Source organism: Paenibacillus sp. FSL H7-0737 (assembly GCF_000758545.1).
GTDB lineage: Bacteria > Bacillota > Bacilli > Paenibacillales > Paenibacillaceae > Paenibacillus_AQ.
In genome coordinates, this window is the sequence record NZ_CP009279.1 from 1520646 (window position 1) to 1546994 (window position 26349).

Here is a 26349-nt window from a genome sequence, read left to right on the forward strand (position 1 = left end):
GGTGGGGCGGGTTCCGTTAAGCGGAAACTTCCCCACCCGTACTACAACTTGAAGGAAGGAGGGGTTCAGGCCATGCGGGGAACTTCAGTTGAAATGCGGGGGATTGTGAAAAAATTCGGCTCGGTAACCGCCAGTGATCAAGTCGACTTTTCGGCAAATGCGGGTGAGATTCATGCGTTGCTTGGGGAGAATGGGGCCGGGAAGAGCACGGTGATGAGCATGCTGTCAGGGGTGTACAGAGCAGATGAAGGAGAAATCTTCATTCATGGGAAAGGTGCTCAGATCCGTTCTCCTAAAGATGCTGCGCAGCTGGGTGTAGGTATGGTGTTTCAGAACTTTAGGCTGGTGCAAAGCCTCACAGCAGCAGAAAATATCGTGCTTGGCGAAAAGTCGTCTTTCTGGCGCGGCCGTAAGTGGATGAAGAACAAATGCGAGGAGATAGAGGCATTAGCGGAACGGTTTGGACTGAATTTCCCGGTGGATCGCCCGATCTGGCAGTTGTCCGTGGGTGAGCAGCAGCGTGTTGAAATCGTTAAGACGCTGTATCGCGGGGCTGACATTATTATTCTGGATGAACCAACCTCTGTATTGACCCCGGGAGAGGTGGAACAGCTATTTGAAACGCTGCGGGTCATGAAGCAGGCAGGAAAAACGGTCATTATGACTACTCATAAAATGAAAGAGGTTATGGCGTCCTCCGATCGGATTTCCGTCATGCGCAAAGGGAAAATGATCGCCACACTGACCACTGCAGATACAGATGAACTGGAGCTGGCTCGTCTGATGGTGGGCAAGGAAGTAACCATCACCCGTCAAGAACGGGAAGCCACTGAAGGGGATTCTTTATTAGAAGTGAAAGATGTGGACGTATATGCCGATCACGGGCGAAAAGCACTGGATCACTTCTCTCTGAACGTATGTAAAGGGGAGATTGTAGGCGTAGCTGGGGTAGCTGGCAACGGGCAAAAGGAACTGGCTGAAGTGTTAACAGGTCTTAGAGGCTGGAAAAGTGGTGAAATCACGTTTGATGGAAAGACGGTGGAATCGGCTTCGGTTAGAGGGGCAATTGATTCAGGAATCTCCCACGTGCCGGAGAACCGGATGAAGAGCGGTTTAGCTGGACGCCTCGGATCGGTGGATAATCTTTTGTTTAAGTCTTACCGCTCAGAGGAGCACTCCAAATTTGGTTTCTTGAAGTCCGCGAAGAACCGTTTGTGGTCACAGGAGCTGGTCCAGCGCTTTAACGTCAAGACACCTGAGCTCGAGACGCCAGTACAACAGTTGTCAGGTGGTAATCAGCAGAAGCTGCTCTTTGCACGTGAGATCAGTCATCGGCCGAAGCTGATGGTCGCCGTTCATCCGACACAAGGGCTGGATGTAGGTGCCACGGCTGGTGTTCACGACCTTCTTATGGAGCTGCGTGGTTCAGGTAGTGGCGTGTTGTTAATTTCGGAGGATTTAGATGAATTGCTTCAGTTGTCCGACCGGATTCTAGTGATCTATAACGGCTCAATTATTGGTGAGAGTACACATGAGGAAGCGAATCGAGAGAGCATCGGACTACTAATGGCTGGTATTCATAATAGAGAGGAGAGCGCCGTATGAGCCTGGAGAATGGAAGAAATACCGCAGCAGCAGTACTGGAACCCCTCCCCTCCCACTCCGGAAAACGATTCTCTCTACGTTTCGAATACGATGCCAGCCGCATCCGTTCTCCTTGGTGGACACCTATTGTGTCTATAATTTTAGCGCTATTGTTGTGTGCCCTATTTATTGCGGCGAATGGCATGAATCCGGTGCTGGTCTATGAAAAAATGTTCCGTGGCGCATTTGGCACTGCGTATGGGCTCACGGAAACGATGGTTAAAGCGATCCCGCTACTCCTATGTGGGCTTGGGATTGCTGTGGCTTACCGCATTTCGGTATGGAATATTGGAGCAGAAGGTCAGCTAACCGTTGGGGCTATGGCGGCCACAGCCGTCACGATTTATTTTCCTGACTTACCTTCATTCTGGTCCCTGAGCTTAATGCTGCTGTTCGGGATTGCCGCGGGTGCGCTTTGGGGACTGCTGACAGCTATTCCGCGGACGCATTTTGGAGTGAATGAGCTAATCACTTCATTAATGCTGAATTATGTTGCCCTATTGGCGCTCGATTACGTGGTATTCGGACCCTGGAAAGATCCTAAAGGATTTAATTTCCCGGGATCACCTATGTTTACTGCGGCTCAGTCGCTGCCTGTTCTCGGAAGTACAAGATTGCATATTGGATTGTTATTTGGACTTATCGCCGTTGTGATTTATTACTTAATGATTCGTTTTACCAAGTGGGGTTACGAGCTCCGTCTGATTGGGGCTAATCCTGTTGCAGCCAGATACGCGGGGATTCCTATCAAGCGCCATATTATTATCGTCATGCTGATCAGTGGGGGACTCGCCGGGATCGCTGGCATGGCGGAGGTCTCCGGTGTTACACACAAGCTGATGCAGGGCATTTCACCGGGGTATGGATACACCGCCATTATTGTGGCTTGGTTGGCCAAATTGAATCCACTCGGTCTAATCGTTACTTCTATTTTATTCGGTGGCTTAATTGTTGGCGGATATAGTGTTCAAACCATCGGGCTGCCCTCATCGATATCAGAAATGCTGCAGGGCTCCATCCTGTTTTTCTTGATTGCTGGCGATATGATCTATCGTTTCCGCATTCGTCGTAGCCGGGTTCAACTGAAAGGGGGGAGATAGGCGATGGATTTTACAACACAGCTACTTATTGCCGCTATTTCCGCAGGGACCCCGCTGCTGCTGGCTACGCTGGGAGGCATTCTAAATGAACGAGCCGGCATTATACAGCTTGGGGCTGAAGGTCTGATGCTGATGGGAGCGGTCACCACTTGTATCGTGTATATTCGCTCCGGAAACCTCTTGCTGGCTCTGCTGGCTACCGTAGCTGTAACGGCTGTGCTTGGTTTGCTGCATTCTTTTCTCTGTGTGACCTTGCGGGCGAATCAAACGATGTCCGGTCTTGCGATGACCTTGTTCGGCAGTGGGTTGAGCGCTTATCTTGGTAAACCGATCAGCGGCATTCCTTTGCCGGGAACCTCTCCTAAGCTGCATCTGGCTTGGCTGGAAAATGTACCGTTCATCGGAAAAATATTCGGCAACATGGATTACCTAACCTGGTTCAGCCTGCTGCTAGTGCTTGCTTTGCATCTGCTAATTCACCGCACTTCATGGGGCCTGCATTTGCGGGCAGTCGGAGACAGTCCGGCTACCGCAGATGTGATGGGGATCCGTGTGCAGCTTATCCGCTACAGCTATGTGATCACCGGTGCTGCTCTCATCGGCCTGGCCGGAGCGGATATGGTATTGGCCTATGCGCCAACCTGGAATGAAGGGCTGACAGCCGGTCGAGGCTGGATTGCGGTAGGGCTGGTGATTTTCGCCAGATGGAATCCGCTGCGTGCCTTGTTCTGCGCCTACTTTTTTGGGGCATTGGATTCACTTGGCTTCCGTATTCAATTGCTGGGCAGTGCGGTTCCGCCCTATTTTCTCAAAATGATTCCGTACCTTGTGACCATTCTGGTCCTGATGTACCTGGGGTACCGCAATCGCAACAAACCATCCGGCACACCGGAGGCGCTGGGAGTTCCTTATATTCGGGAACAAAGGTTTTAAGGCAGGCTATACGAGAAGGGAAGCGGCAATCTGGTACTCAAAAAGGGAGGCGGAGTGTATGGGAGTTATACGGGAAGAGGATGGAAGGCTACCTGAAGTAATTCAACCCCGCAGCCTGCACGAAGCTTGGGAGAGAAAAACGGCGTTTGGAGACAGTTCCCGATATGTCGCAGGAGGAACATTACTGAGAACAGGGTGGGAAAATGGAACGGATCATATGCCCAAACAGCTGATTGATCTTCGGCAAATCACAAATCTCGGCGACATTACCTTAACGGAATTTCACTTATCTCTGGGCGCTCTTGTTCCACTCTCCCAGTGCCGCAGTAATGAGCATTTGCAGGCCGTGGCTCCTGCGCTGCAAGAGGCTGCACGTTGCATAGCGGCTCCGTCGGTGCGTAATCTTGCCACGCTCGGGGGCAATATCGCTTCTGGCTTCGGAGATATTCTACCTGCGTTACTGGTCTATGACGCGGAGTTAATCTCCTTTGACGGCAAATTTATGACGGCACTACCTTTGATAGAGTGGCTAAACAATCACTGGAGCGGGATAAAACCTGCGGCAGATCTTGTGGCTGAGATTCGCATCTCACCTACTCGCTTAGAGAGTCCCTTAACGGATAGGCTAGAAATTTTCCGTAAGGTTGGCCGCAGGGAAGCGTTCACCCCTTCACTTGTAACGGTAGCAATCTCAGCATCGATCGATGAGGAACACCGTTTCCGTGAGGTGCGTATCGCCGCAGGTGGGGGCTCTGGGCGGCCGCAGCGACTAAGTAGGGCTGAAGTTATGCTTGAAGGTGTGAGGTATACAGAGGAACTGTTGACTTCTTTATATGAAGGGGTTGAGAACAGCTTTGAGACGTATAGTGATCCCTTTGCAACAGAACTTTACAAGAAAAAGACTGCTGGGAATTTGGTTGTATCTGAGCTGTGGAAGGCTATGAATATACGGAGTTAAGAGGTGAATAACCCGACGAAAGGAGAGAGGGAAAATGCTGCTGAATAAGGAATCCAGCGGTAGCCGCTGGCGTACACGACCTGATGGAGAGGGCAAGGTATCCGGTGAGCTGCAGTATTTGACCGACATGAGGGCAGAAGGAATGTTGATCGGCCGCGTGCTCCGCAGTGAGCAGGCACATGCTCGTATTTTGTCCATACGCATTGAGAAGGCCATTGAAGTCCCTGGTGTACACGCTGTAATCACTCATGAGGATGTGCCCGGACTTAACGGCTTTGGCATAGCTTTGCCGCATCAACCGGTATTTTGCAGCGACCGTGTGCGTTACACAGGCGATGCGATTGCGGCAGTCGCGGCAGAGACGGACGAAATTGCGGAATACGCCTTATCTCTTATCGAAGTGGATTATGAGCTTCTACCCTTACTCGAGAACCCGGAAGAGGCGATGAAAAAGGACGCAATTCTGCTGCATGCCGAGGGAAACGTGCTTCATCATACGGAATATCGGAAAGGGGAGCCGGAACCGGTATTTACGGATTGCTGTCATGTGGTAGAGGAGTCTTACTATACACCACGCCAAATGCACACCTATATGGAGACTGAAGGTGGACTGTTTATCCCAGAGGATAACGGACGGCTTACCGTATATTCAGCTACACAACATGGGTTGATGGATCGCCTGCAGCTATCCAGAATCCTGGATATTCCTCAAGAAGATATTCGCGTCATCTCGAGTCCTATCGGCGGGTCCTTTGGAGGAAAAGACGAGCTGAATGTACAGCCATATGGAGCGCTGCTCGCCTTGCGGACACTCCGTCCGGTAAGACTGCATAATTCGAGAGTTGAATCGGTACGTGCAGGACTAAAACGCCATCCCATGAAAATCACCATGAAGACTGGCTGCGACCCCGAAGGAATCATCAGGGCACATCAGGTCAGAATTATTTCGGATACGGGAGCTTATGCAACACTGGGGGCGGAGGTGCTCAACTTTGCGACAGAACATGTGATGGGCCCCTATATCATCGATCATGTGGATGTGAAGGGTTTTGCTGTATATACCAATAACGGTGTATCTGGTGAATTTCGCGGTTTTGGCGGCAATCAGGCGATTTTCGCTTTGGAGGGACAAATCGATCGGTTGGCTGAGCGATTGCAGATCGATCCGTGGGAAATGCGCCGCCGCAATTTGCGTAAATATGGAGATCTGGGGCCGCTGGGTCAGGAAATTGCTCAGACCGATGGTGCCTTTCAGGTGTGGGAAGCGCTGGCGGGTTCGCCTCTTATGACTGAGGCTGCATCTACAGACAGTGATTCAGGTGTTGTGGAACCTTGGATCGTAACTGGAACGGGTGCTGCTATAGCTATGCATGGTGCAGGACTTGGCTATGGTATTCCCGATCCGGCGGGTGGTAGGCTCTCTTTGACGCTAGAGGGCAAGATTGAGGCGGTGTTTGGTTACGAGGAGTTTGGTCAGGGCTTAATCGCAACCATGGAACAAATGCTGATTGAACAGTTTGGCTTGGCGGCAGAGGATCTAAGCATCGTCATTGGCGATACGGATGTTGTGCCCGATAGCGGATCTAGTACGGCTTCCCGATCAACTAGCATGATGTGGATGGCCTTGAAACGGCTGCGTCCAGACTTCACCGCTCGTGTGCTGCAGGCAGCTGCGATGATAAAGCCAGAGCTGGATAACTATGAAATGAAGCTCGGCCCTGGCGGCATTTGGCTAAAAGACGGCGGTCTGCTTCTGACTTACAAGGACTTGGCACAGCGTATTTCAGAACCCATTGTCTGTAATACAAAGTTTACTTATCCAACCACACCCTTTAAAAGAGTGGGGGCACATTTTCTATATACCTATTCTGCAATCGCAGTCCGCGTGGAAGTTAATCTGCTTACTGGACGTGTCCGTGTACTGGATCAATATCATGCGGTAGCGGCGGGGCCGATGGCTAATCCGCAAGGTTATCTCGGGCAGATCGAAGGTGGCAGCAGTATGGCGGTAGGATTTACTTTGTCAGAAGATGCTGTGATGTCAGGCGGCAGCTATGTCACCAAAAATTTAGACACCTATTTGGTGCCAACCATTGCCGATATGAATGGCAGCATTCAGGTGCAGCCGATAGAGGATTTGCCGGATCATGACACGTACGGTCCTCGCGGCATTGGAGAGGTGGGTTCCGTCAATTTAGCTCCGGCAGTCGCGTCAGCCATATTTCAGGCTGTAGGAAAGCGGGTAACCAAGCTGCCCATTGATCCCGAATGGCTGCAGTCTACACCGTTTATTCCACAAAAGGTGGTGAACATCCATGTCGAGCCATAATTCAGATCCCAATCTAGATGAAGATAACCTTGCCCCCTTATCGTCTGAGGAAGCTTTTGCAGAAGAGAGGTTCACCTTTAATTGCAATCTCAATGGTAAAGCGATATCCACGGAGATTCCACCCTCCCGCCGGCTTTTAAATGTCATACGTGAAGATTTGGAGCTGACCGGTACAAAACGTTCTTGTGAGATTGGCCGCTGCGGGGCATGTATGGTGCTGGTGGATGGACGTCCAGTGAATTCATGTCTGGTCATGGCCTATCAATGCTCAGGTGCGGAAATTACAACGATTGAGGGTCTTAGTGAAGTAGGCCTGCATCCTGTTCAGAGGGCTTTTTTAGAAGAGGGGGGGTTCCAATGCGGTTATTGTACACCAGGGATGGTTATCTCGGTAGTTGCTCTGCTGGAAAAGAACCCGCATCCTACTCAGGCTGAAGTGGAAGAAGCTTTATCCGGTAACATTTGTCGCTGTACGGGGTACGGTGGCATTTTACGAGCTGTTAACAAAGCTATTGGAGGTTGAGTGGATGGTCGTTTCTGAAGGCAGGTTTACGTTGGAAGAGATAAATGCCATGAGTATAACGGATTTTGTGAAGCATCTAGGCGGCATTTTTGAACATTCACCGTGGGTAGCAGAGGAGGCTTATAAGCAGATTCCATTCCATTCTTTAGAGCATTTGCATAGCACAATGATGCAGACCGTACTGAGTGCTGACCGGAGCCGAATGGAGGGACTATTAAAAGCTCACCCGGATTTGGCGACTAGGCTTCAAGTTACGGCTTTGTCTGCCTCAGAGCAGCAGGGAGCTGGACTGGATCGGCTAACAACGGAAGAGTTCAATCTATTAAATGATCTGAATCGAAAGTATACGGACAAATTTCATTTCCCTTTTATTCTAGCTGTTCGTGGCAAAAACAAAGATGACATTATCGGCGCCATTGGAGTGCGAGTTGAGCGTTCCCCTCAGGAGGAATGGATTCAAGCCTTTTCTGAAGTCGGTACAATTACGAGATTTCGCCTAAGTGATTTAATTATTTAATTATTCATTCATCATAAACGGGGAGGGTGTCAGCCATGCTGGAACCAATTAACGGACGTACAATGTTTTATGGGAAAAGTGATGTGTTAACTTATCGTACCTATGCTAAACCGCTGGCCGTTACCCCCGTTCCCGAATCTTCCTTCACGGGCTGCGACAACATTATATTCGCACATAATATTACATTCGCGGTCACGGGCGAAGCGTTTCTTCCTTCTTTTTCAGAGGGGGATAATTCCATGGTCGTTGCTACCGATTCTATGAAAAATTTCATCCTGCGCAATACCGCGGACTACACTGGAAGCACAACGGAGGGGCTGCTGCAGCTTCTAAGCAGCCGTTTTCTCGATAAATACGATCATGTCACCGCAGTTTCGGTTTCCGCAGACCGGTTACCTTTTGAACAGGTGATGGTGCCCGGGGGTGAGGGGCTTAAACAGAGTCATTTAGTACTGCGTCACTCCAATAATGAATCTTATTCGGCTTCGTTAACTATAAAACGTGGAGAGAATGGGACTGAGGTTATCGCGCATGAATGCCGGTTGAAGGATTTACAGCTGATAAAAGTGAGTGGAAGCTCGTTTTATGGATTCGTCCGTGATGAGTACACAACATTGCCGGAGAGCTTTGACCGTCCGCTTTATATTTTTCTGAATATTAACTGGACCTACAGTGGTGTTGAGCATGCTCTGGATGGAGATCTAGGCCAATATGTGGCTGCGGAGCAGGTTCGCGATATCGCCCATAGCGCTTTTCATGAGCTGAACAGTCCATCAATCCAATCGTTGATTTATCAAATTGGGCTGCGCGTGTTGTCCCGTTTCCCTCAATTGGCTACCGTTTCGTTTGAGTCCAATAACCGGACTTGGGAAACCATTGTTGAGCCTGAAGAAACTAAAGGTGGAGTGTTCACCGAACCTCGTCCACCCTATGGTTTTCAGGGCTTTTCTGTCAGCCGTGCAGATCTGGCCGGAGAGACAGCGTAATGAGCGGGCGTCTTACCACCCATGTGCTGGATCTGTCGCGGGGGATTCCTGCTACAGGTCTGACGCTTCAGCTCTGGAAGCTTACGGATGGAATCAGCAAGCTTCTGTGTGAAGAGGTTACGAACAATGACGGGAGGCTCAATGCTCCGCTGCTGGAAGGGAGAGAGATGGAGGCTGGATGTTACGAGCTGCTGTTTATGGTCGGCGATTACTACCGTAGAGCTGATGCCAAAGCGTCAGCAGATACTCAACGTGAGATGTCTTTTTTTCTAGAACAGATACCTATTCGCTTTCATATAGAGAGCTCCATGCAACACTACCATGTACCTTTGCTAGTAGCTCCTGGTGGATATAGTACGTATCGGGGAAGTTAGGAGAAAGTTGATGACCTTAGGAGGTGGCAGCTCATGAAGGAATCCTATGAACTTGTAATTAAGAACGGGAATGTAGTGCTGCCCCATCAGGTACTCAAGCTGGATATTGCAGTATCAGAGGGTAAGATTGTCGCACTTGGAGAGGAGCTTTCGCTTGCACCGCTAACCAAAGTCATCGACGCAGATGGGTTCTATGTGCTCCCCGGTATGATTGATATGCATGTCCACTTTAATGAACCAAAGTTTGGACATTGGGAAGGCTTTCGCAGCGGTTCTGCGGCGCTGGCAGCTGGCGGCTGCACAACCTATGCAGATATGCCGCTTAACGGCAATCCACCTACTGTGAACGAGGCTGCGCTTCGTCAAAAGGTAGATGCTGCGGCTGGAAACTCTGCCGTTGATTATGTGCTGTGGGGTGGGCTCGTTCCCGGCAATCTGGATGATTTAGAAGTTTTGGCAGCCGCTGGCGTCACTGGGTTTAAAGCCTTTCTCTCCAATCCTGGAGGGGAGGGCGAAGGCAGATTCCGTGAAGTGGATGAGGATACCCTCTATCAAGGGATGCAGCGAATCGCTTCTCTGGGCGGGATTCTGGCGCTTCATGCAGAAAGTGAGGCTATCACGGCGGTGTTGACCGCTGATGCAGTGCGAAATGGCAGAACCAGCGCAAGTGATTTTGCGGCTTGCCGCCCAGCTGAAGCAGAGCTGGAGGCAGTGTCCAGGGCGCTGCTGTACAGTGAACGTACGGGCTGCCGGTTGCATTTTGTTCATATTAGCACGGCTGCTGCCATTGAGAAAATCTATGAAGCTAAGCTTCGAGGTCTGGACGTTTCGTCTGAAACCTGTCCACATTATCTGGTCCTCACTGAAAATGATATGAAGGCTTTAGGCCCTGTGGCGAAGTGTGCGCCTCCGCTGCGAAGTGCGGTGGAGCAGGAGAAGTTATGGGAGATGCTGGCCCAAGGCAAAATCGATCTGATTGCTTCGGATCATTCCCCCTGTCCAACGGAATTGAAGGTGAAGCCGGACTTATCTTTTTTTGCAGCTTGGGGTGGGATCTCGGGTGCGCAGAGCAGTCTGGAGCTTATGTTCCATGAAGGCGTGAATGTGCGGGGTTTGGATGTTACATTAATTTCCAGTCTGCTTGCAGGGCAACCCGCAAAACGTTTTGGAATAGAGCATCGCAAAGGCGCTATAGCTCTAGGTCTAGATGCCGATCTAGTTCTGCTGAATCCAAGCACAACCTATACGCTGACTGCGGAGGATTTATTGTATCGCCACAAGCACAGCCCCTACATCGGAAGAACTTTATCCTGCAAGGTAGCTGCTACGATATGTCGTGGGCGGGTGGTCTATACCTCTGAAGAAGGAGTAATTGCCGATGATGGTGGACAGTGGCTGCGGATTAGGAAGGAGCAGTATAGCTTATGAACGATTCCAGCGTTCAAACATCGACCGAGAAGCTGCTCGAGCTGCTGGAGGAGCTGGGGGCATTCAGCACACCTGGGCCAGGAGTTACTAGACTGCTATATACGGAGGAATGGAGCCGGGCGCAGATTTTTTTGCAGGAAAAAATGGCTGGGCTCGGCTTAGAAGTTTCCATAGACAAGGTTGGCAATGTATATGGACGATTGAGTGGATGCAATCCGCAGCAAAAGGTTATTTTAACCGGATCGCATATTGATACTGTAGTCAATGGCGGAAAATATGATGGTGCGTATGGGATCGCTGCGGCTATGATTGCGCTTCAAGATTTGCAGAGGAACTTTGGCCAGCCGCAGCGGACGCTTGAGGTCGTATCTTTTTGTGAAGAAGAGGGGAGCCGATTTCCGCTTGCTTATTGGGGTTCGGGCCATGTCACGGAAAGGTATGACGGAAGCGAGGCCGAGACCTGTATAGATGCAGAGGGAGTGACATTACAGGCAGCAATGACGGAATCCATATTTTTCCAAGGTGTAACAGATGAGAATGGAGCCAGAAATGATATTGGCGCTTTTGTAGAACTGCACATCGAGCAGGGGATTATTCTGGAGAAGACAGACACTCAGATAGGCGTAGTTCAGGGGATTGTTGGTCAGAGACGATATGTGGTCAAGGTCAGTGGTATTGCTAATCATGCGGGCACGACACCGATGTTTATGCGGCAGGATGCACTGGCTAGTGCGGTTGAAATGCTGTACGTGCTTGAAAGTTCTGCTAAAACGGCTGGTGAACCTCTTGTAGCAACCTCGGGTAAGCTTGAGGTGTACCCGAATACGCCAAATGTGATCCCGGGTGAGGTTCTTTTTACATTAGATATCCGCCATAGTGAAGAGGACGAACTGGAACGTTTCTGTGAGAAGCTTCTTGCGGAATGTAATGAAATTGCTGTTAAACGGGGGGTGATTCTTGAGGTTACATCCGTGCTCCACACAGTCCCTGCGCCTATGGATACGAAGCTATCTGCAATGCTGGAAAATATCTGCCGCCAACAGGGGAAGACGTACCGCATGATGGTAAGTGGAGCGGGACATGACGCCCAGCTGTTTGCGCCGCGTTGCCCTACTGCGATGATTTTTGTACCCAGTCGTGCGGGTATCAGCCATTCACCGGAAGAGTATACATCCCCCGAGCAGCTTGCGGCTGGGCTTGAGGTTCTGACTGCGATGTTATATGAGTTAGCTTATTAAAAAGAGTTCGTCGAACTTTAAAATATAAGGAAGTATATGTTTTACTCTATACTTTATCCTTATATTTCTCGCTGAAACGGAGCCCGTCCCTAAAAGGACGGCTTAGCCGTTTCTACTTGAAGGGAGGATCATCATGAAGCGTTACGAAGATTTGTCGCCATCCCTGCGCTGCATTATGACTCCGGGTCCGGTGGAGGTTGATCCGCGTGTCCTGCGGGCGATGTCTTTTCCGGTGCTGGGTCAGTTTGATCCAGAGTTCACCCAGATGATGAATGAAACGATGGAGATGCTGCGGGAGCTGTTCGCTACCCGAAATGCATGGGCTTACCCTATAGATGGGACCTCTCGCGCTGGTATTGAGGCGGTGATGGTCAGCTTAATCCTGCCGGGGGAACGTGTGCTGATTCCGATCTTTGGCCGCTTCGGACACCTGCTTCATGAGATTGCCGAACGTTGTGGCGCTGAGGTGTTCGTTCTGGAAAAGCCATGGGGAAGTGTGTTTGAACCGGAGGAAGTGATAGCGGCTATCGAGACTTTTAAGCCAAATGTGGTAGCGATGGTGCATGGTGAGACCTCTACAGGACGGGTGCAGCCACTCGCGGAAATTGGCAGAGCCTGCCGCCGAATGGATGCTCTTTTCATAGTTGACGCAGTTGCAACTCTTGGGGGCATTCCTGTCGAAACGGATGCTTGGATGCTGGATGCGGTCGTAGGAGGTACACAGAAATGCCTGTCCGTCCCCTCCGGTATGGCACCAATAACATATAATGACCGCGCTGAGGCTAAGCTTATGTCCCGTAAACGAGTAGAACGTGGGATTAGAATCAGCGATGTTCAGCCTGGTGAGTTGTCTTTTGTCCGCAGCAACTATTTCGATCTTGGCATGCTTCAGGATTATTGGAGCCCGCAACGTCTCAATCATCATACAGAGATGACCTCTATGCTCTATGCACTTCGGGAGGGCTTGCGACTTGCGCTTGAAGAAGGAATGGATGCCAGATTCGCCAGACATCAGCTCCATGAAAAGGCACTTATAGCTGGATTAACAGCGATGGGGCTTGAACTTTACGGGGAGCCCTCCTGCAAACTTACCGTTGTTACCTGTGTGCTGATTCCTGAGGGCCTAGACGGGGAATCTGTACGCACGCTGCTGCTGGAGCGGTTCGGCATTGAAATTGCCAGCTCCTTTGGACCTCTGAAAGGAAAGATTTGGCGCATTGGCACGATGGGCTTTAGCTGCCGTACGAATAATGTGCTGCGTTTGCTTGGAGCTTTGGAAGCAGCGTTGCTGCGACACGGATTTGAAGTTTTTTACGGACTTGGTGTTCAAGCGGCACTTGACGTATATGAGGAAAACGTAAGATAATCGTTGGAATAGATGCTGGCGGGTGAGTTCATACCAGGGGCATGTCCGGAGTGTTGGACAATCTTTGGATCAAGAAAACGGCTATCATCTACAGGGATGACGGAGCCGTTTTTTCGTACAATATCAGATTTGCCAACTATGATATCAACACAGCCGATGGTTAAGCAATCCTCTATTATTATGAATCTATTCACTACATCAAGAACGCACTTGGATACTAACGGGGGAGAGATGAAAATGACAACTTTTACAAGAAAGCCTTTAGCAGATTGTGTACCTGAGCTTGTGGCTACGGCAAGAGGAGATAAACCGGCAACACTAGTAATTACAGGTGGAAAGCTGGTTAATGTATGCTCTGGTGAAATTTTAGAAGGAATGTCTGTTGGTATACAAGGTGGACGTATCGCTTATGTTGGTAAAGATGTGACACATATGATTGGTGAAGGAACGCAGGTCATTGAGGCGAACGGTAAGTATATAGCTCCGGGACTACTCGATGGCCATTGTCATATTGAGAGCACACAGCTGACCGTTACTGAATTCTCCCGTGCGGTTCTGCCGCTGGGTACAACAGGTGGTTTCTTTGATGCTCATGAGATTGCTAATGTATTTGGGCTGAAGGGGATTCAATTGATGCTCGATGAGATGCGGGGAACACCGTTAGCGGCTTACATGCAGGTGGCTTCTTGTGTGCCTGCGGCAGGTGCGGAATTCGAGACAACGGGAGCTTCTATTGGACCAGAAGAAGTGGCAGAAGCCTTTACTTGGGGACCCGATGTGATTGCGCTGGGTGAAGTGATGAATTTTCCCGGCGTTGTTTATGGCGATGAGAAAATGCTTGGCGAAATTCAAGCTACGCTGCGGGCAGGCAGATTTGTAGATGGTCATTTCACATGGCCTTCCAGCGACTGGAGACTGCCCGTGTATGCTGCGGCAGGGGTGACTGGCGATCATGAGTGTGTGACGGCAGACGATGTGATTGAGCGCGTTAGACTGGGGATGTATGCCAAAATGCGCCGGGGTTCCGCTTGGCATGATGTGGCTAAAACAATTACGGCCCATACAGAACACGGCATAGATACACGCCGAATGATGCTGGTAACGGATGACCGTAGTTCGGAATCCTTACGAGATGAAGGGCATATGAATTTCGTCCTGCGTGATGCTATTGCTCAAGGTGTTAAGCCTATAACAGCTATCCAAATGGCCACCATTAATACTGCTGAACGCTTTGGTTTAGCGCGGGATATCGGATCTATTACTCCGGGTTCTTTTGCAGATATCATCCTTTTAGACGGGAATTTGGCGGATATTAATGTAGTGCTGACAATTGCCGCAGGTGTAGTAGTTGCGGAGAACGGAGTAATGACGGCAGAGCTTGCAAAATTCTCTTATCCGGAGGAAGTGTTGGCTTCGGTTCATTTGCCACAGCGTCCTACTTCAGAAGATTTCATCATTGCTGCTCCAATTCAAACAGGTGAACTTACTACAAGAGTTATTAAAGTAAGAGAAAATCATGTGGAGACTATTGTGCGTATGGTTTCGATACCTGTAGTGGAGGGGCAACTGGATGTAAATGCTATAGAAGGTTTGTGCAAAATCGCAGTGCTCGAACGTCATAAAGGTACAGGCAATAAATCAGTGGCCGTTGTCGAAGGCATTGGATTTAAAGAGCCGGCTGCCATTGCAATGACGGTTGCTCACGATAGTCATAATGTACTTGTTATCGGTAATGATGATGAGTTAATGGCTAAAGCTGCAAATGCGGTGGCGGATGCCCAGGGTGGTGTTTGCATGATCACATCCAATGGAGAAACATTATTCCCGTTGGCTATTGCAGGTCTAATGTCCACGGAACCCTTCGAAATTGCTGCTGCAAAATCAGCTGCGATCAGCAAAGCGCTATATGATGCTGGCTGTACTTTGAACTACGCATTTATGACTTTATCGCTGCTTGCATTGGCGGTTATCCCGACGCTACGCATCACGGATAAAGGACTTGTTCGGATCTCGCCTGAAGGAATACAGTTAGTGCCATTGTTTGTTTAAGTAAAGTTAACTGAATAATAACTAGGCAAAAGACTGTTTTGAGGTCGATGATGACCATTCAGAACAGTTTTTTGTTGTGAAAATAAGAAAGACTAAGTTTTTAAATATAAATATTAAACAGATGGACAAAGATTGAAACATTTTTCTGTGGAATTAATGAAAAAATATTAACAAAGCGTAGTCAGTTGACGATAATAATGTTAAATTAGATAAAAATTAAAGTGATTGGATAGAGTTAATTTTACATTATTGGCATTTAACGAAATTATAGATATCATCAGGTTTCAGGTAACCCAACTAAGAGGGACGAGGTGCATGAGAGATGATCAGACTAGAAACGCAAGACATTCTGAATATTAGCATGAAGCAAATTGCTACTATTTTTAAAATGAAGCCGCTTGAGCTGAGATTTGTCACTGATTTTCAGGGTGAGAAATATCTCTTAACCAATGATAAGCTACACCTCAGCAATCAGCAGTACTGGGCGAAGGTTATGGAATGTGTCTTTGATGATCATGTTAGACCTGTGCTAATGTGTGAGGTGTTATATTTCCTGCGTAACGAATTTCTGGAAAGTGATATCAAGATATGCTTCTCTTATGATTATGCAGAGGATGGGAATGGAGAAGCCACTGCAACCGCTGAAGTATCTTTTAATGATTCAGCTGATTTGCAGCCGAGTGAGATTGCCGAGCTGATCGACTTTGCATTGACCTTACAGGACAAGCAATGGTTCCATGAACTCACTACTAAATATAAGCAGCTTACAGCATAAGCATCTTAGTGACCCTTAGATCTTATGAACGGACATAACAAACCGTCTTATCTCTTCAGAGAATATCTGCGGACAAGACGGTTTTTTTGTATTACCAGCCCATGGCATTTCGTTCAACATGCTGAGTTAAAAAATGAAGCCAGTCCTCATGATTATTCAAGCAGGCGATTGCAGTGAAGTCTTCAGCATGTCCTCCTCCAGCCTCAAATTGCTCGCGCCCTTCTATGGCTAGCTCGTGCAGCGTTTCCAGACAATCCGTTACAAGTCCCGGTGAGAAAATCAAAGGTTTATGAATTCCGCGTTCCGCTAGCTTTCCCAAAACATCTGCTGTAGAGGGACCTACCCATTCTTCGCGTCCGAAGCGTGATTGAAAAGTAAGCTGCCAGCGTTCAGGCTCCCAATTCATAGCTGAAGCGAGAAGACGCGCAGTTTCCATACATTGCTCCGGATAGGGATCGCCTGTATCTGCATATCGTTTGGGGATCCCGTGAAAGGTCAGTACGAAAAAATCAGGATTAGAGCTCAGAAGTTCTATTTGCTGCAGTAAATGCGACTTCATGGCTGAAATATAACCGGGTTCATTATAATAAGCATCCATAAATCTGAGAGCAGGAATAAGGCGCTTTGTTACCGGTCCAGTGGAGCTTTGGCGTCCTAGTGCAGCAAAACTCGCTTGATCGAAGACAGATGCCGTCGTAGTAGACGAATATTGCGGGAATAGCGGCACAATGATGATGCGTGTGATTCCGTTAGCTTCCAATGTGTTCATCGCTTGTTCCATACTTGGTTCGCTATATGCTAAGCCAAGCTCTACTTGATACCGTGAGCCTAGAAGCGCTTGCAAACCAGATCGCTGAGCTAATGAGTGGAAGAGTAAAGGTGAGCCTTCTGTTGTCCAGATTTGTCTGTACAGCTCAGCCGACCGCCGAGGACGTGTACGCAAAATAACGCCTCGCAGCAAAGGCTGCCAGAGCATTGGTGAATAATCTATGATTCGGCGGTCGGATAAAAAACGTTTCAGATAAGGACGTACCGCCTTTGCAGTAGGTGCAGTAGGTGTGCCAATTTGGGCGAGAATGACTCCAATAGGTGGCTGTTTGTTCAAAGCATTGAACTCCTTTCCCATGTTAGAGATCGTTCTAAAATAACATATCTATTCTTGGATACACAATAATCGAGATCACGTTATCTACTTTGAGAATCGGAAGTGGGTGTATTTGTTTGGAAAAAATATTGAAAAATCACATTTATGAGCAAATAGTGATGTTTCTTATAGGGTATGTGATTTTAGATACAGAGGAATTGCGGAAAAGTTTGGTAGTATCAAACCAGAAATTGATTGAAAAAGCGCCTTCATTTTTTTCTAATATTATATGTGAATTATTTCACCTTTGATGCGGTTTATTGTAAAAAGGAATGAATAGATATAAGGCATTATTTTTTTGGAAAGTGATGGTTCGCGCATAGGCATGAGAGGGGGGATGGGTTCTTATGAAGAGAGATGTAATGCTTCATAAGAAGAGAAGGGGCGCCGTGAAAGGTAAGTTTGGTTAAGAAAAGCTATATATCACTGGGGACTTGGTAAAGGAGAATTTTATTGAAAAAACTAATTTCTTTAACGGTTAGCGCGGCAATATTGTTAGCGCCATTTGCTTACACACTTAATGTGCCTGCTTTGAACTTGAAGGTGGATGCAGTATCCGCAGCTTCTGAAGAAGCGGATGCACCAGCAGCTAAACCAACAGCAAAACCAGCAGCAACAGCAAAACCAGTAGCAACACCAAAAGCAACAGCAAAACCAGTAGCAACACCAAAGCCAACAGCAAAACCAGTAGAAACACCGAAAGCAACGGTAAAACCAGTAGCAACACCAAAGGCAACAGCGGCACCAGCAGCAACGACAAAACCTGCTACAACGCCAAAAGCAACCGCTGCTCCAGCGGCTACAGTAGTTCCAGCAGTTCCAGCAGCGACTGTTAAGCCTGTGCCTACAGCATTACCGGTTACAGTAAAGGAAAATGTATATCAAGATGGAGTTTACGTAGCGTATGGCGATGCATACTCCAAAGGTACCGAAGGCGCTAAGATCGAAATTAAAGATGGGAAAATTACTAGCATCGATCTCCTGAGAACCAGCCCTAAGCTGATCGACAGAGATGCTCGTAACAATTATAGCGCTTTATGGCAAGCTTATGGATTGATGACGAATAAATTGATTGGCAAGACAAGAGATGGAGCAGCTGCAGTAGATGCTGTTTCCGGAGCAACACGCTCTAGTAATGGATGGAAATTGTCTGTAGACAGAGCGTTTGAAAGAGCTCTAACAGTGAAAGATACAGATGCAGTTTACTTTGATGGTGTTCATATGGGCATAGATCCTACAGGTAAATATGCAGTATTTGCAACCTACGAATCCAATAAGCTCACAGCTGTTAAAGTGTACCCGCTGAACAGTGCTGGTGATTTCGTGGATGAGAAGGCCTACACAGCTGAGCAATCCGCAGCAGTTGCAGCTATAACACCAGCATTGCTGGCTAAAGGAACAGCTGCAGAGCCTGTTGCAGGACTCGAAGCCGACTTTAAGGCTGCGATTAATGCTTTTTGGGATGCTGAGCAGAATGCAAAGATTAATAATACTTCTGCTTATGTAGACGGATTCTATTCCTCTTATGGGACTGCAAGAAGTGTTGGTGTTGAAAGAGCTGACATCGTGATCCGCAACGGTAAGCTAGTGGATGTGAAGCTGTTCAGACTTGGGAACAACCTCATTGACAGAGGTGCAACGGCTTATGCAGAAGTTGTAAAAGCTAATGCTCCGATGACAGCTAAGTTGCTTGCTAATGGATCTTACTTCGCTAACTATGATGAGAAAGTAGATGGAATTTCTGGCGCTACAGAAAGCAGTCACGGTTGGAACCAAGCCGTAGAAAGAGCTTTCGAAAAAGCACTGAAAGTTCCAGATGAAGTTAAATATTTTGACGGAAAATTCGCAGGTGTAGATAACCAATCTAAAGTATTACTGCTTATTGATGTTGCTTCAGATGCAGTTACAAACATTAAATTAAGCTTGTTCGGAGCTGATGGCAAGCTGATCGCTGATGACAAACTAAGTGCAGAACAAAAATCGCTGGTGGGTACACTTACTTCAGGATTACTTGAAAAAGGTGTGCAAATGTCCGATATCACAGGTCAAGAAGAGCTATCCGCAGCTGCCAAAGCTGCTCTGACTGATGCTTTGACTAACGCATCCAAAGTTCAAGGAACCTATAAAGACGGAACCTTCACTGCATTTGGTGATGCCTATGATAAAGGAACAAACAGAGCAGACGTTACACTGCGTAACGGTAAGATCGTAAATGTTGCTTTGTATCGTGTAGGAATGAATCTTGTGGATAGAGGCAAAGCTGCTTACCCAGAGGTGGTAAAAGCAATTCCGCAATTGACTTCTAGCTTCCTTGCAGCAGGTACTAGAGAAGCTGTGCAAGATGTAGATGCTGTTTCCGGTGCAACTAGTAGTAGTGTAGCTCTCAAGACTGCGGTGGATAGAGCATACGGGAAAGCTGAAATTGTTGAAGCTAACAAAGCGGCTTACTTCGATGGAATCTTCATTGGTGTAAGTGCTGATAAGCTTGTAAATGTTATGACGTATGTAGAACATGGTGTTCCTGTTAAAATGCTCGTTTACTATTTAGATAAAAACGGAAGTACAAGAACGGTCAACCAGTTGACTGACGCTGAGCTGGCTGTGAAGAGCGAGATTGAGTCGACTTCAACGGGCTATAGCTTACACAAGTATGGATATCGCGCAGCAGCCTTCGGAAATAATGATGCTGAGAAAGAAGTATCTGCTAAAGTGGTAGAAGCTATTAAATCAGCGCTTGAATCCGCTGGTAAATAAGCAATTTTCAATCAATAGTTAATCTATAAAGGGGGTTATTCTAGAGCCATATTATGGCCTGTGGAGTAACCTCCTTTATCTACCTGTACATAAAAATGAAAATAGATCGTATAGTGATTTAAAGGGATTTTGGACGTGAGTGTCTAAAGTTTAATATAGAGAGCAGGTACAAAGCCTGTTATTAATAGGAGGCTTCAACATGACACAAATTAAACAGCTCGCTCCACAGGATGAATTTGTTGGCTTTTATCTCTTAAGAGAGCTAGCGATCAAACAAACGAACGGTACTCCTCCAAAGGATTATTTCGACCTAGTCTTGGGGGATTCCAGTGGACAATTGTCTGCGAAATATTGGGATGCCAGTACAACCGATAAAGAAACCTTTTTTCCTATGGCACTGGTGAAGGTTCGCGGGATTGCGCACACTTATCGTGAGAAATTGCAAATCAAAGTAACCAAAATCAGATTGGTGAACGATGAGGATGGCGTTGCGCTAACGGATTTTATTCGCTCCGCTCCTATTCGTCCAGTAGACCTTATTCATACGATTAAAGGGGTTATGGCAAGCATCACAGATCCGGAGATTGCCTCGATTGTCTCCTTTTGTGTAAGCAAAGTGGAAGAGAAATTGATGCATTATCCGGCTGCCAAAACGCATCACCACGCTTATTTTGCCGGACTTGCTTATCATATGGTTCGCATGCTGGAGATCGGGGATTTTCTGTGCAAGCAGCGTCCGTTCCTGAATCCAGATTTAATGAAGGCTGGAATTATTCTGCATGATATCGCGAAGCCGGAGGAGATGATCTCTCAGCTCGGAATTGTCTCAGAATATAGCGTTCAGGGGAAGTTGATTGGTCATATCTCGATGGCATCTAACTGGATTACAGAAGCGGCCATCCGCTTAGACATTGATTTGAATTCGGAGAAGGTTCTGGCGTTACAGCATCTCGTATTATCACACCATAACCTGGGCGAATGGGGCAGTCCTGTTCAGCCGCAAACGGCTGAGGCCGTAGCGCTGCATCATATTGATGCGATGGATGCGAAGCTGCAGATGGTCGAGGATGCGCTGGATACCACACCAGAAACGGAAGAATGGACGCCATTCATCAGAGGACTGGAGAATAAAGCAGTTTATCGGATGAAGATCTAGCGTGTTGTGTTGATCTTGGTTGGTGATCTGGATGAACCGATGGGATGTTCACCGATCGCTGATAAAATATATGAAATTCTTCCCTATAATTAGCACGATAAGGGTCTATTTGAAGTCATTATACGGAATTTCTCCTTATAATTTTTATGAAATGCTTCATTTACACCCGAACCTTATGAATTATAGGGATAAATTCCCTATAACTCTGTCGTATAGAGCTTAAATGTAGAATTACAGGGAGCTATTCCCTATAATGACCAGCAAGGTTAGATTTCTTCGTAGTGAATGAATCGACTTGTATGCTATATTCCTCCATCTATGCAAAACACCCAACCAGCTGTAATGAGCCTGTTGGGTGTTTTTTGGTAAATAACTTAATAGTTTCTTACAAATAGAAGTTTTTCGTTCTTTGATTGTTCACAGGTTTCTTAGCAGGTTTACTCTTTCGAGCAGAAAAAGGAGTGTATCCACCAGCAAACATTGTTCCGCTAGTATATCCTTGGCTGCTGGAGAGCAAAAGCGGGTCAAGATGTGATTCTCGCTCCATAAGCATTAATAGAACCAAGGCAGCAGCGCGCGCGTCATCGAGAGCGTCATGGTGCTTCAGCTCAATGCCGAAATGCTCGGAGACTACATTAAGTTTATGAGAGGGAAGCTCGGGCAGTATTTTTTTGCCTAGTAAATAAGTACATAAGTATTGAAAGCTCGGATAGCTTATGGACATCCCATCGAGGCAATACCGCAGTACACTCATATCAAAAGCGGCATTGTGCGCTACAACGATTCGTCCGTGCAGCAAAGGTTCAACGGTGGGCCACAATTCGTGGAAAGTAGGCTGACCGATTACCATGGAGGGGGTGATGCCATGTATCGAAATGTTCATGCCGTCAAACCGCTGTTGCGGATCGATCAGCCAAGAATGTTCTGCCGTGATTACGCCATCTTTAACTTCCACAAGTCCCAAAGCACAGGCGCTGGATCGACTGGAATTCGCCGTTTCAAAGTCAATTGCTATAAAGTCCATTCGTAAAGCTCCTCATCTATCATATATACATTTATATTAAAGTAGTAAAATGATAAATACAATATAGTACAAGTTACATATAGTAGTTGAGTTAATAATAAGGAGATGAGAGATTGCGGCTTATAAAAGGACAAAAGGTGGATCTCACGAAAGGGCGAAGTGTAAACAAGCTGGAACTGAAGTTTGGTTGGATGACCGCTGATGCTAGGATTAGCATAGATGCGGCTGCCTTTTTGTTGTCTGATCGGAATCGCTGCGAACGCGATGAGAACTTTATCTTTTACGGAAATCCGGTGTCTATAGACGAAGCGGTAAGTCACTCAGTCTTACAACAAGGAGTTGATAAAGAAGCTATCGTCATAACGCTCTCCGGGCTTCCTGTGGACATTACTAGAATAGCTTTAACATTAACGATTTATGAAGGAGAACAATCAGGGCACTCTATGAAGCAAGTCTCTGCTCCTTATCTACGTTTAGTAGATGGTGACAGTGATGAGGAATTGTTCATTTTCGATTACGGTTCTGATCTTTCCAAGGAGACAGCGATTGTAGTAGGAGAACTTTATCGGTATGGATCAGAGTGGAAATTTAGTGCTATTGGTAGTGGATTTGATGGGGGATTGGCTGCATTATGCACCCACTATGGGTTAGATATTGAAGAAGCCGAGGGAAGTAATGAGGTAGCTGCTTCTCCTGAGTTAACAATTCCTTTAGTACCGATTCTTTCGGAAGAGAAGAACGTGCTATCCAACATTGACTTACGAAAAAAGATTGTCCAGATCACCTTAGAAAAAAAGAAGTTGACTGGTGTAACAGCGAGAGTAGGAATCGTACTGGACATTACAGGCTCGATGAGAAGCCTTTATGCGAATGGGACAGTGCAAGAAGTGGTAGAGCGTATTTTAGCTGTTGCCTGTAAATTCGATGATAACCAGTCACTGGATGTATGGGTCTACGATACCGAGTTCAGTCGCTTACCACCTGTGACAGAGCAGGAATTAGGAAGTTATGTGTTTACACATATTATGAATAATAATACAATCCATAAATTTGGCCGTAATAATGAACCACCAGTAATGGAGGATATCATTAAAAAATACACAGAAGAAGAGCCGGATTCTACACCGGTATTTATTATTTTCATCAACGATGGTGGTGTCGTGAAGCCTACTAAGAAGGTGATTATGGCGGCTTCTGTTCAACCGATTTTCTGGCAGTTTGTAGGGATTGGAAATTCCGATTTCGAAGTCTTAATGCAACTTGATACCATGAAGGGGCGTTTGGTGGATAACGCTAATTTTATTCATCTGGATCGGATTGAACAAGTGACGGATGAAGAGCTTTACGATCAGCTACTAAATGAATTTCCCACATGGCTAAAAGCAGCAAAGGAAAAGCGAATTATTCGAGCATAAATAATGAAAAAATCTAAACAGAATAATCGGACACTATACATGGAGCCATAACCATCTACCCGAGTAGAAGTGTTGTGGCTTTTTCAAGTTTCGTTATCTTGCTATCCTATTCAAGAATCCGTACACTGCAAAATAGATGTTGTATATTATTGTTAAGCTCAGATACGGGAGGAAATACTTTGGGAGCTGTAATCACTAAATTTTTTGAATATGGGCAAGCAGAAATCGATTACCTCGGAAGTGTGGACCCAGTGCTAGGTGCGGCGATGGCGCGAATGGGGAAAGTGGAACGTGTGATTATTCCGGATCTTTTCACTGCGCTTATCTATGCCATAGTAGGTCAGCTAATATCAGTCAAAGCGGTTCGAACTATCTGGACAAGAATGCAGGTTCAATTCGGAGAAATAACTCCTCAGCAGCTAGCTATACACACGGCGGATGAGATTCAGGGTTGCGGCATGACGATGAAAAAGGCGGTTTGCATTCATGATATTTCCAAGCTGATTGCTGATGGGGAGTTTAAGCTGGAGGAATTATATGGATTGTCCGATCAAGAGGTTATTCAAAGACTCATGAAGTTAAAAGGCATTGGTAAGTGGACAGCAGAGATGATGTTAATTAATTGTATGGAGCGCCCAGATGTAGTCAGTTGGGGAGATATCGCCATTCGTCGCGGCATGATGAAGCTGTATGGGCTTGATACGCTTACCAAAAAGCAATTCGAACAATACCGTCTCAGGTACTCACCACACGGTTCGGTAGCTTCCATATATTTATGGGAGATTTCATTTCAATAATTAATACGTAGGGAGCACTATAGTGGACAAAACAATAAAGGAAAAGCTAGTGGAGTTGGCAGATGCGGATTACCAGAAGTTTTCTGCGGCTTTACTTCCGACGATCGATAATGTGATAGGAGTCAGGCTGCCGGAGCTGCGTAAACTCGCCAAAACCATTGCAAAGGGTGACTGGAGAGCCTATTTGGAGCACGCCGACTCTGATTTTTTTGAAGAGGTAATGCTGCAAGGTATGGTACTTGGTTATGTGAAGGCAGATCCTGAAGAAATTCTGCATTATATTGCGGACTTTATTCCTAAAATCGATAACTGGTCGGTATGTGATAGCTTTTGCACAGGGCTGAAGTTTACCTTGAAGAATAAAGAGCAGATGTGGGACTTTATAGTGCCGTATCTGTTATCTGACAAAGAATATGAGATTCGATTTGCGGTAGTAATGATGCTTAATTTCTTTATTGAAGAAGCGTACATCAGTCGGATTCTACAACTACTCGATAAGGTCAGACATGAGGGGTATTATGTGAAAATGGCGGTTTCTTGGGCGCTATCGATGTGTTATGTGAAGCTGCCTGCGGCTACGATAGATTATTTGAGAACTAACACTTTAGATGATTTCACCTATAACAAAGCTTTGCAGAAAATCACAGAGTCTTACCGAGTAGATCCGGAATCGAAAAAAATGATTCGCGGGATGAAGAGGAATAGAAAAACAAGCCCCTTATATAGCTCAGTAGCTGAGAAATAAGGGACCTGTTATTATATTTATTTTTTGTCGGTATTGATTTTCCGGTTGCGGATACGTTCAATTTCATCATCAACAGCACTACGGAGGTTGGGATCAATGGACGAGCCTGCACTTGAGTTGGATTTATACTTGGAGTTTTCAGCCAATGCTTCCCACTCGAAAATTTTCTCTTCCATTCGTTCGAAGCCACGTGAAGCGGTACCCACATTCGGTCCTTTTACACTGTTGCTATAAGGAGCCGAGCTTAGTGTTTCTGTAGCTTGCTGAGCACGAGCGATAAGCTCAGTTCTTTTCGCTTTAAGATGTTCGCGCTCTTCTTTAGCTCTAGCGATGTTGATCTCCAGCTCTGCCAGGGATTGCTGAGTTTGTGCCTGAGTATTGATACTCTCATCCAGCTGTTCTGTATACCGCAGCTTGGCCATGAGTGCAAGGCGTGCTCTTTCTTCATTTCCTTGCTCAACCGCCTGAACGGCTTCAGCTTCGCTTTGCTCTATCAGCTGAGTATATTCTTGCTTACGGCGTTCCAATACACTCGCTGTAACTTTTAAATCACGTTCATTGCGTTCTGCCGTAGCTATTTCGTTCTCAAGATCGCGTAGATACTGACCCGTCAGTAGCACTGGGTTTTCTAATTTGTTCAGACCTTCGTGTAGGGCAGCTTTAGTAAGGGTGGAAATTCTTTTAAATAAACTCATATTATATCTCTCCTTAGTATGTTTGATTGGTATGAAAGGACGATCTGTTAATAGAAATCATGTCCATCCGAAAAGCTGCCAAAAGGTTCTTTAGGGACGATGATGCTGGCGATAAAGTAAAAGATAAGTACGGTACCGAAGCTGAAAAGTGCTGCAGCAACCGTTACGAGACGGAGAATTGTGGCATCGATGCCTGACCAACTGGCAAGACCTCCGCATACACCACTAATCTTTTGGTCACTTCTGGAACGATATAATTTTTTCATTTATTATTGTCATCCTCTCTTATGGGGGTAATTGTGTTTAAATCTTGCAACCCGCTTGCTTATGTACTCATTGTATAGCCTTTCTGAATGCGGCAAAACGGCCTGAAGGCGGTTTTATATACCAGACCTGAGT

Annotated in this window: 23 protein-coding genes and 1 pseudogene; 20 read left to right on the forward strand and 4 right to left on the reverse strand. The window is 46.8% G+C overall.

What is annotated here, in order from left to right; all coding sequences use genetic code 11:
- Nucleotides 1-72 precede the first annotated feature (72 nt).
- The 14 genes from H70737_RS06690 (at nucleotide 73) to H70737_RS06755 (ending at nucleotide 16220) form a co-directional block, all read left to right on the forward strand.
- Nucleotides 73-1605 (forward strand): ABC transporter ATP-binding protein, encoded by a 1533-nt coding sequence (locus H70737_RS06690; RefSeq protein ID WP_042185775.1) that lies wholly within the window; start codon nucleotides 73-75, stop codon nucleotides 1603-1605.
- Entirely contained in the window at nucleotides 1602-2744 is a 1143-nt protein-coding gene (locus H70737_RS06695) for an ABC transporter permease (RefSeq protein WP_038569246.1), read from the forward strand. The genes H70737_RS06690 and H70737_RS06695 overlap by 4 nt, the downstream gene beginning before the upstream one ends.
- Before the next feature lie 3 nt (nucleotides 2745-2747).
- Nucleotides 2748-3677: an ABC transporter permease gene (locus tag H70737_RS06700; protein WP_042185778.1), complete on the forward strand. Its 930-nt coding sequence runs from the start codon at nucleotides 2748-2750 to the stop codon at nucleotides 3675-3677.
- A gap of 58 nt (nucleotides 3678-3735) precedes the next feature.
- Nucleotides 3736-4635, forward strand: a complete 900-nt coding sequence (locus H70737_RS06705) for an FAD binding domain-containing protein (RefSeq protein ID WP_042185780.1) — start codon at nucleotides 3736-3738, stop codon at nucleotides 4633-4635.
- Nucleotides 4636-4669: 34 nt separating this feature from the next.
- Nucleotides 4670-6964 (forward strand): xanthine dehydrogenase subunit D, encoded by a 2295-nt coding sequence (gene pucD / locus H70737_RS06710; RefSeq protein WP_042185782.1) that lies wholly within the window; start codon nucleotides 4670-4672, stop codon nucleotides 6962-6964.
- Nucleotides 6951-7487, forward strand: coding sequence for a (2Fe-2S)-binding protein (locus tag H70737_RS06715; protein WP_081951052.1), 537 nt, complete (start codon nucleotides 6951-6953; stop codon nucleotides 7485-7487). The genes pucD and H70737_RS06715 overlap by 14 nt, the downstream gene beginning before the upstream one ends.
- A 4-nt stretch (nucleotides 7488-7491) precedes the next feature.
- Nucleotides 7492-8004, forward strand: coding sequence for a 2-oxo-4-hydroxy-4-carboxy-5-ureidoimidazoline decarboxylase (gene uraD / locus H70737_RS06720; RefSeq protein WP_042185783.1), 513 nt, complete (start codon nucleotides 7492-7494; stop codon nucleotides 8002-8004).
- Between the two features lie 35 nt (nucleotides 8005-8039).
- The gene (gene pucL / locus H70737_RS06725) at nucleotides 8040-8990 is read left to right on the forward strand and encodes a factor-independent urate hydroxylase (RefSeq protein ID WP_036680024.1); all 951 of its coding nucleotides are present in this window, start codon (nucleotides 8040-8042) and stop codon (nucleotides 8988-8990) included.
- Nucleotides 8990-9364 (forward strand): hydroxyisourate hydrolase, encoded by a 375-nt coding sequence (gene uraH / locus H70737_RS06730; RefSeq protein ID WP_042185785.1) that lies wholly within the window; start codon nucleotides 8990-8992, stop codon nucleotides 9362-9364. Before pucL ends, uraH begins: the two co-directional genes overlap by 1 nt.
- A 33-nt stretch (nucleotides 9365-9397) precedes the next feature.
- Nucleotides 9398-10792, forward strand: coding sequence for an allantoinase (locus H70737_RS06735; protein ID WP_042185787.1), 1395 nt, complete (start codon nucleotides 9398-9400; stop codon nucleotides 10790-10792).
- A complete protein-coding gene (gene allC / locus H70737_RS06740; protein ID WP_042185789.1) occupies nucleotides 10789-12030 on the forward strand; it encodes an allantoate deiminase in 1242 nt (413 codons plus the stop codon). Before H70737_RS06735 ends, allC begins: the two co-directional genes overlap by 4 nt.
- Before the next feature lie 133 nt (nucleotides 12031-12163).
- Complete coding sequence (locus tag H70737_RS06745) at nucleotides 12164-13396, forward strand: pyridoxal-phosphate-dependent aminotransferase family protein (protein ID WP_042185791.1); 1233 nt, start codon at nucleotides 12164-12166, stop codon at nucleotides 13394-13396.
- Between the two features lie 237 nt (nucleotides 13397-13633).
- A complete protein-coding gene (locus H70737_RS06750; protein WP_442950250.1) occupies nucleotides 13634-15445 on the forward strand; it encodes an adenine deaminase in 1812 nt (603 codons plus the stop codon).
- A 322-nt stretch (nucleotides 15446-15767) separates the two neighbouring features.
- On the forward strand, nucleotides 15768-16220 hold the full coding sequence (locus H70737_RS06755) for an IDEAL domain-containing protein (RefSeq protein WP_042185792.1): 453 nt from the start codon (nucleotides 15768-15770) through the stop codon (nucleotides 16218-16220).
- Between the two features lie 91 nt (nucleotides 16221-16311).
- Here H70737_RS06755 and hemH read toward each other — a convergent pair whose 3' ends face one another.
- Nucleotides 16312-17325 carry a ferrochelatase gene (hemH, locus tag H70737_RS06760; RefSeq protein WP_052404191.1) on the reverse strand — a complete coding sequence of 338 codons (1014 nt, stop codon included), beginning with the start codon at nucleotides 17323-17325 and terminating at the stop codon, nucleotides 16312-16314.
- Nucleotides 17326-17817: 492 nt separating this feature from the next.
- Here hemH and H70737_RS06765 point away from each other — a divergent pair, with 492 nt between their 5' ends.
- On the forward strand, nucleotides 17818-20118 hold the full coding sequence (locus H70737_RS06765; RefSeq protein ID WP_042185796.1) for an FMN-binding protein: 2301 nt from the start codon (nucleotides 17818-17820) through the stop codon (nucleotides 20116-20118).
- A gap of 199 nt (nucleotides 20119-20317) precedes the next feature.
- On the forward strand, nucleotides 20318-21274 hold the full coding sequence (locus tag H70737_RS06770; RefSeq protein WP_042185798.1) for a 3'-5' exoribonuclease YhaM family protein: 957 nt from the start codon (nucleotides 20318-20320) through the stop codon (nucleotides 21272-21274).
- 385 nt (nucleotides 21275-21659) lie between these two features.
- On the opposite strand, the gene H70737_RS06775 is transcribed toward H70737_RS06770, so the two are convergent.
- Entirely contained in the window at nucleotides 21660-22298 is a 639-nt protein-coding gene (locus tag H70737_RS06775; RefSeq protein ID WP_042185800.1) for a 3'-5' exonuclease, read from the reverse strand.
- A 113-nt stretch (nucleotides 22299-22411) separates the two neighbouring features.
- Between H70737_RS06775 and H70737_RS31165 the strand changes: the two are divergent.
- The 4 genes and pseudogenes from H70737_RS31165 to H70737_RS06790 all read left to right on the forward strand — a co-directional run.
- A pseudogene (locus tag H70737_RS31165) lies at nucleotides 22412-22930 on the forward strand (TerD family protein); the annotation flags it as partial.
- Between the two features lie 87 nt (nucleotides 22931-23017).
- Nucleotides 23018-23713, forward strand: coding sequence for a vWA domain-containing protein (locus tag H70737_RS31170; RefSeq protein WP_042193439.1), 696 nt, complete (start codon nucleotides 23018-23020; stop codon nucleotides 23711-23713).
- Nucleotides 23714-23892: 179 nt separating this feature from the next.
- On the forward strand, nucleotides 23893-24510 hold the full coding sequence (locus tag H70737_RS06785; protein WP_042185802.1) for a DNA-3-methyladenine glycosylase family protein: 618 nt from the start codon (nucleotides 23893-23895) through the stop codon (nucleotides 24508-24510).
- Between the two features lie 22 nt (nucleotides 24511-24532).
- Nucleotides 24533-25255: a DNA alkylation repair protein gene (locus tag H70737_RS06790; RefSeq protein WP_042185804.1), complete on the forward strand. Its 723-nt coding sequence runs from the start codon at nucleotides 24533-24535 to the stop codon at nucleotides 25253-25255.
- A 17-nt stretch (nucleotides 25256-25272) separates the two neighbouring features.
- Here H70737_RS06790 and H70737_RS06795 read toward each other — a convergent pair whose 3' ends face one another.
- Both H70737_RS06795 and H70737_RS06800 read right to left on the reverse strand, forming a co-directional pair.
- Nucleotides 25273-25950: a PspA/IM30 family protein gene (locus H70737_RS06795; RefSeq protein WP_042185806.1), complete on the reverse strand. Its 678-nt coding sequence runs from the start codon at nucleotides 25948-25950 to the stop codon at nucleotides 25273-25275.
- A 47-nt stretch (nucleotides 25951-25997) separates the two neighbouring features.
- A complete protein-coding gene (locus tag H70737_RS06800; protein WP_042185808.1) occupies nucleotides 25998-26216 on the reverse strand; it encodes a PspC domain-containing protein in 219 nt (72 codons plus the stop codon).
- Between the last annotated feature and the right edge of the window lie 133 nt (nucleotides 26217-26349).

Coding starts and splice junctions, on each gene's coding strand:
- H70737_RS06690 (WP_042185775.1), top strand. CDS start 73: ATGCGGGGAACTTCAGTTGAAATGCGGGGGATTGTGAAAAAATTCGGC.
- H70737_RS06695 (WP_038569246.1), top strand. CDS start 1,602: ATGAGCCTGGAGAATGGAAGAAATACCGCAGCAGCAGTACTGGAACCC.
- H70737_RS06700 (WP_042185778.1), top strand. CDS start 2,748: ATGGATTTTACAACACAGCTACTTATTGCCGCTATTTCCGCAGGGACC.
- H70737_RS06705 (WP_042185780.1), top strand. CDS start 3,736: ATGGGAGTTATACGGGAAGAGGATGGAAGGCTACCTGAAGTAATTCAA.
- pucD (WP_042185782.1), top strand. CDS start 4,670: ATGCTGCTGAATAAGGAATCCAGCGGTAGCCGCTGGCGTACACGACCT.
- H70737_RS06715 (WP_081951052.1), top strand. CDS start 6,951: ATGTCGAGCCATAATTCAGATCCCAATCTAGATGAAGATAACCTTGCC.
- uraD (WP_042185783.1), top strand. CDS start 7,492: ATGGTCGTTTCTGAAGGCAGGTTTACGTTGGAAGAGATAAATGCCATG.
- pucL (WP_036680024.1), top strand. CDS start 8,040: ATGCTGGAACCAATTAACGGACGTACAATGTTTTATGGGAAAAGTGAT.
- uraH (WP_042185785.1), top strand. CDS start 8,990: ATGAGCGGGCGTCTTACCACCCATGTGCTGGATCTGTCGCGGGGGATT.
- H70737_RS06735 (WP_042185787.1), top strand. CDS start 9,398: ATGAAGGAATCCTATGAACTTGTAATTAAGAACGGGAATGTAGTGCTG.
- allC (WP_042185789.1), top strand. CDS start 10,789: ATGAACGATTCCAGCGTTCAAACATCGACCGAGAAGCTGCTCGAGCTG.
- H70737_RS06745 (WP_042185791.1), top strand. CDS start 12,164: ATGAAGCGTTACGAAGATTTGTCGCCATCCCTGCGCTGCATTATGACT.
- H70737_RS06750 (WP_442950250.1), top strand. CDS start 13,634: ATGACAACTTTTACAAGAAAGCCTTTAGCAGATTGTGTACCTGAGCTT.
- H70737_RS06755 (WP_042185792.1), top strand. CDS start 15,768: ATGATCAGACTAGAAACGCAAGACATTCTGAATATTAGCATGAAGCAA.
- H70737_RS06770 (WP_042185798.1), top strand. CDS start 20,318: ATGACACAAATTAAACAGCTCGCTCCACAGGATGAATTTGTTGGCTTT.
- H70737_RS06775 (WP_042185800.1), bottom strand. CDS start 22,298: ATGGACTTTATAGCAATTGACTTTGAAACGGCGAATTCCAGTCGATCC.
- H70737_RS06795 (WP_042185806.1), bottom strand. CDS start 25,950: ATGAGTTTATTTAAAAGAATTTCCACCCTTACTAAAGCTGCCCTACAC.
- H70737_RS06800 (WP_042185808.1), bottom strand. CDS start 26,216: ATGAAAAAATTATATCGTTCCAGAAGTGACCAAAAGATTAGTGGTGTA.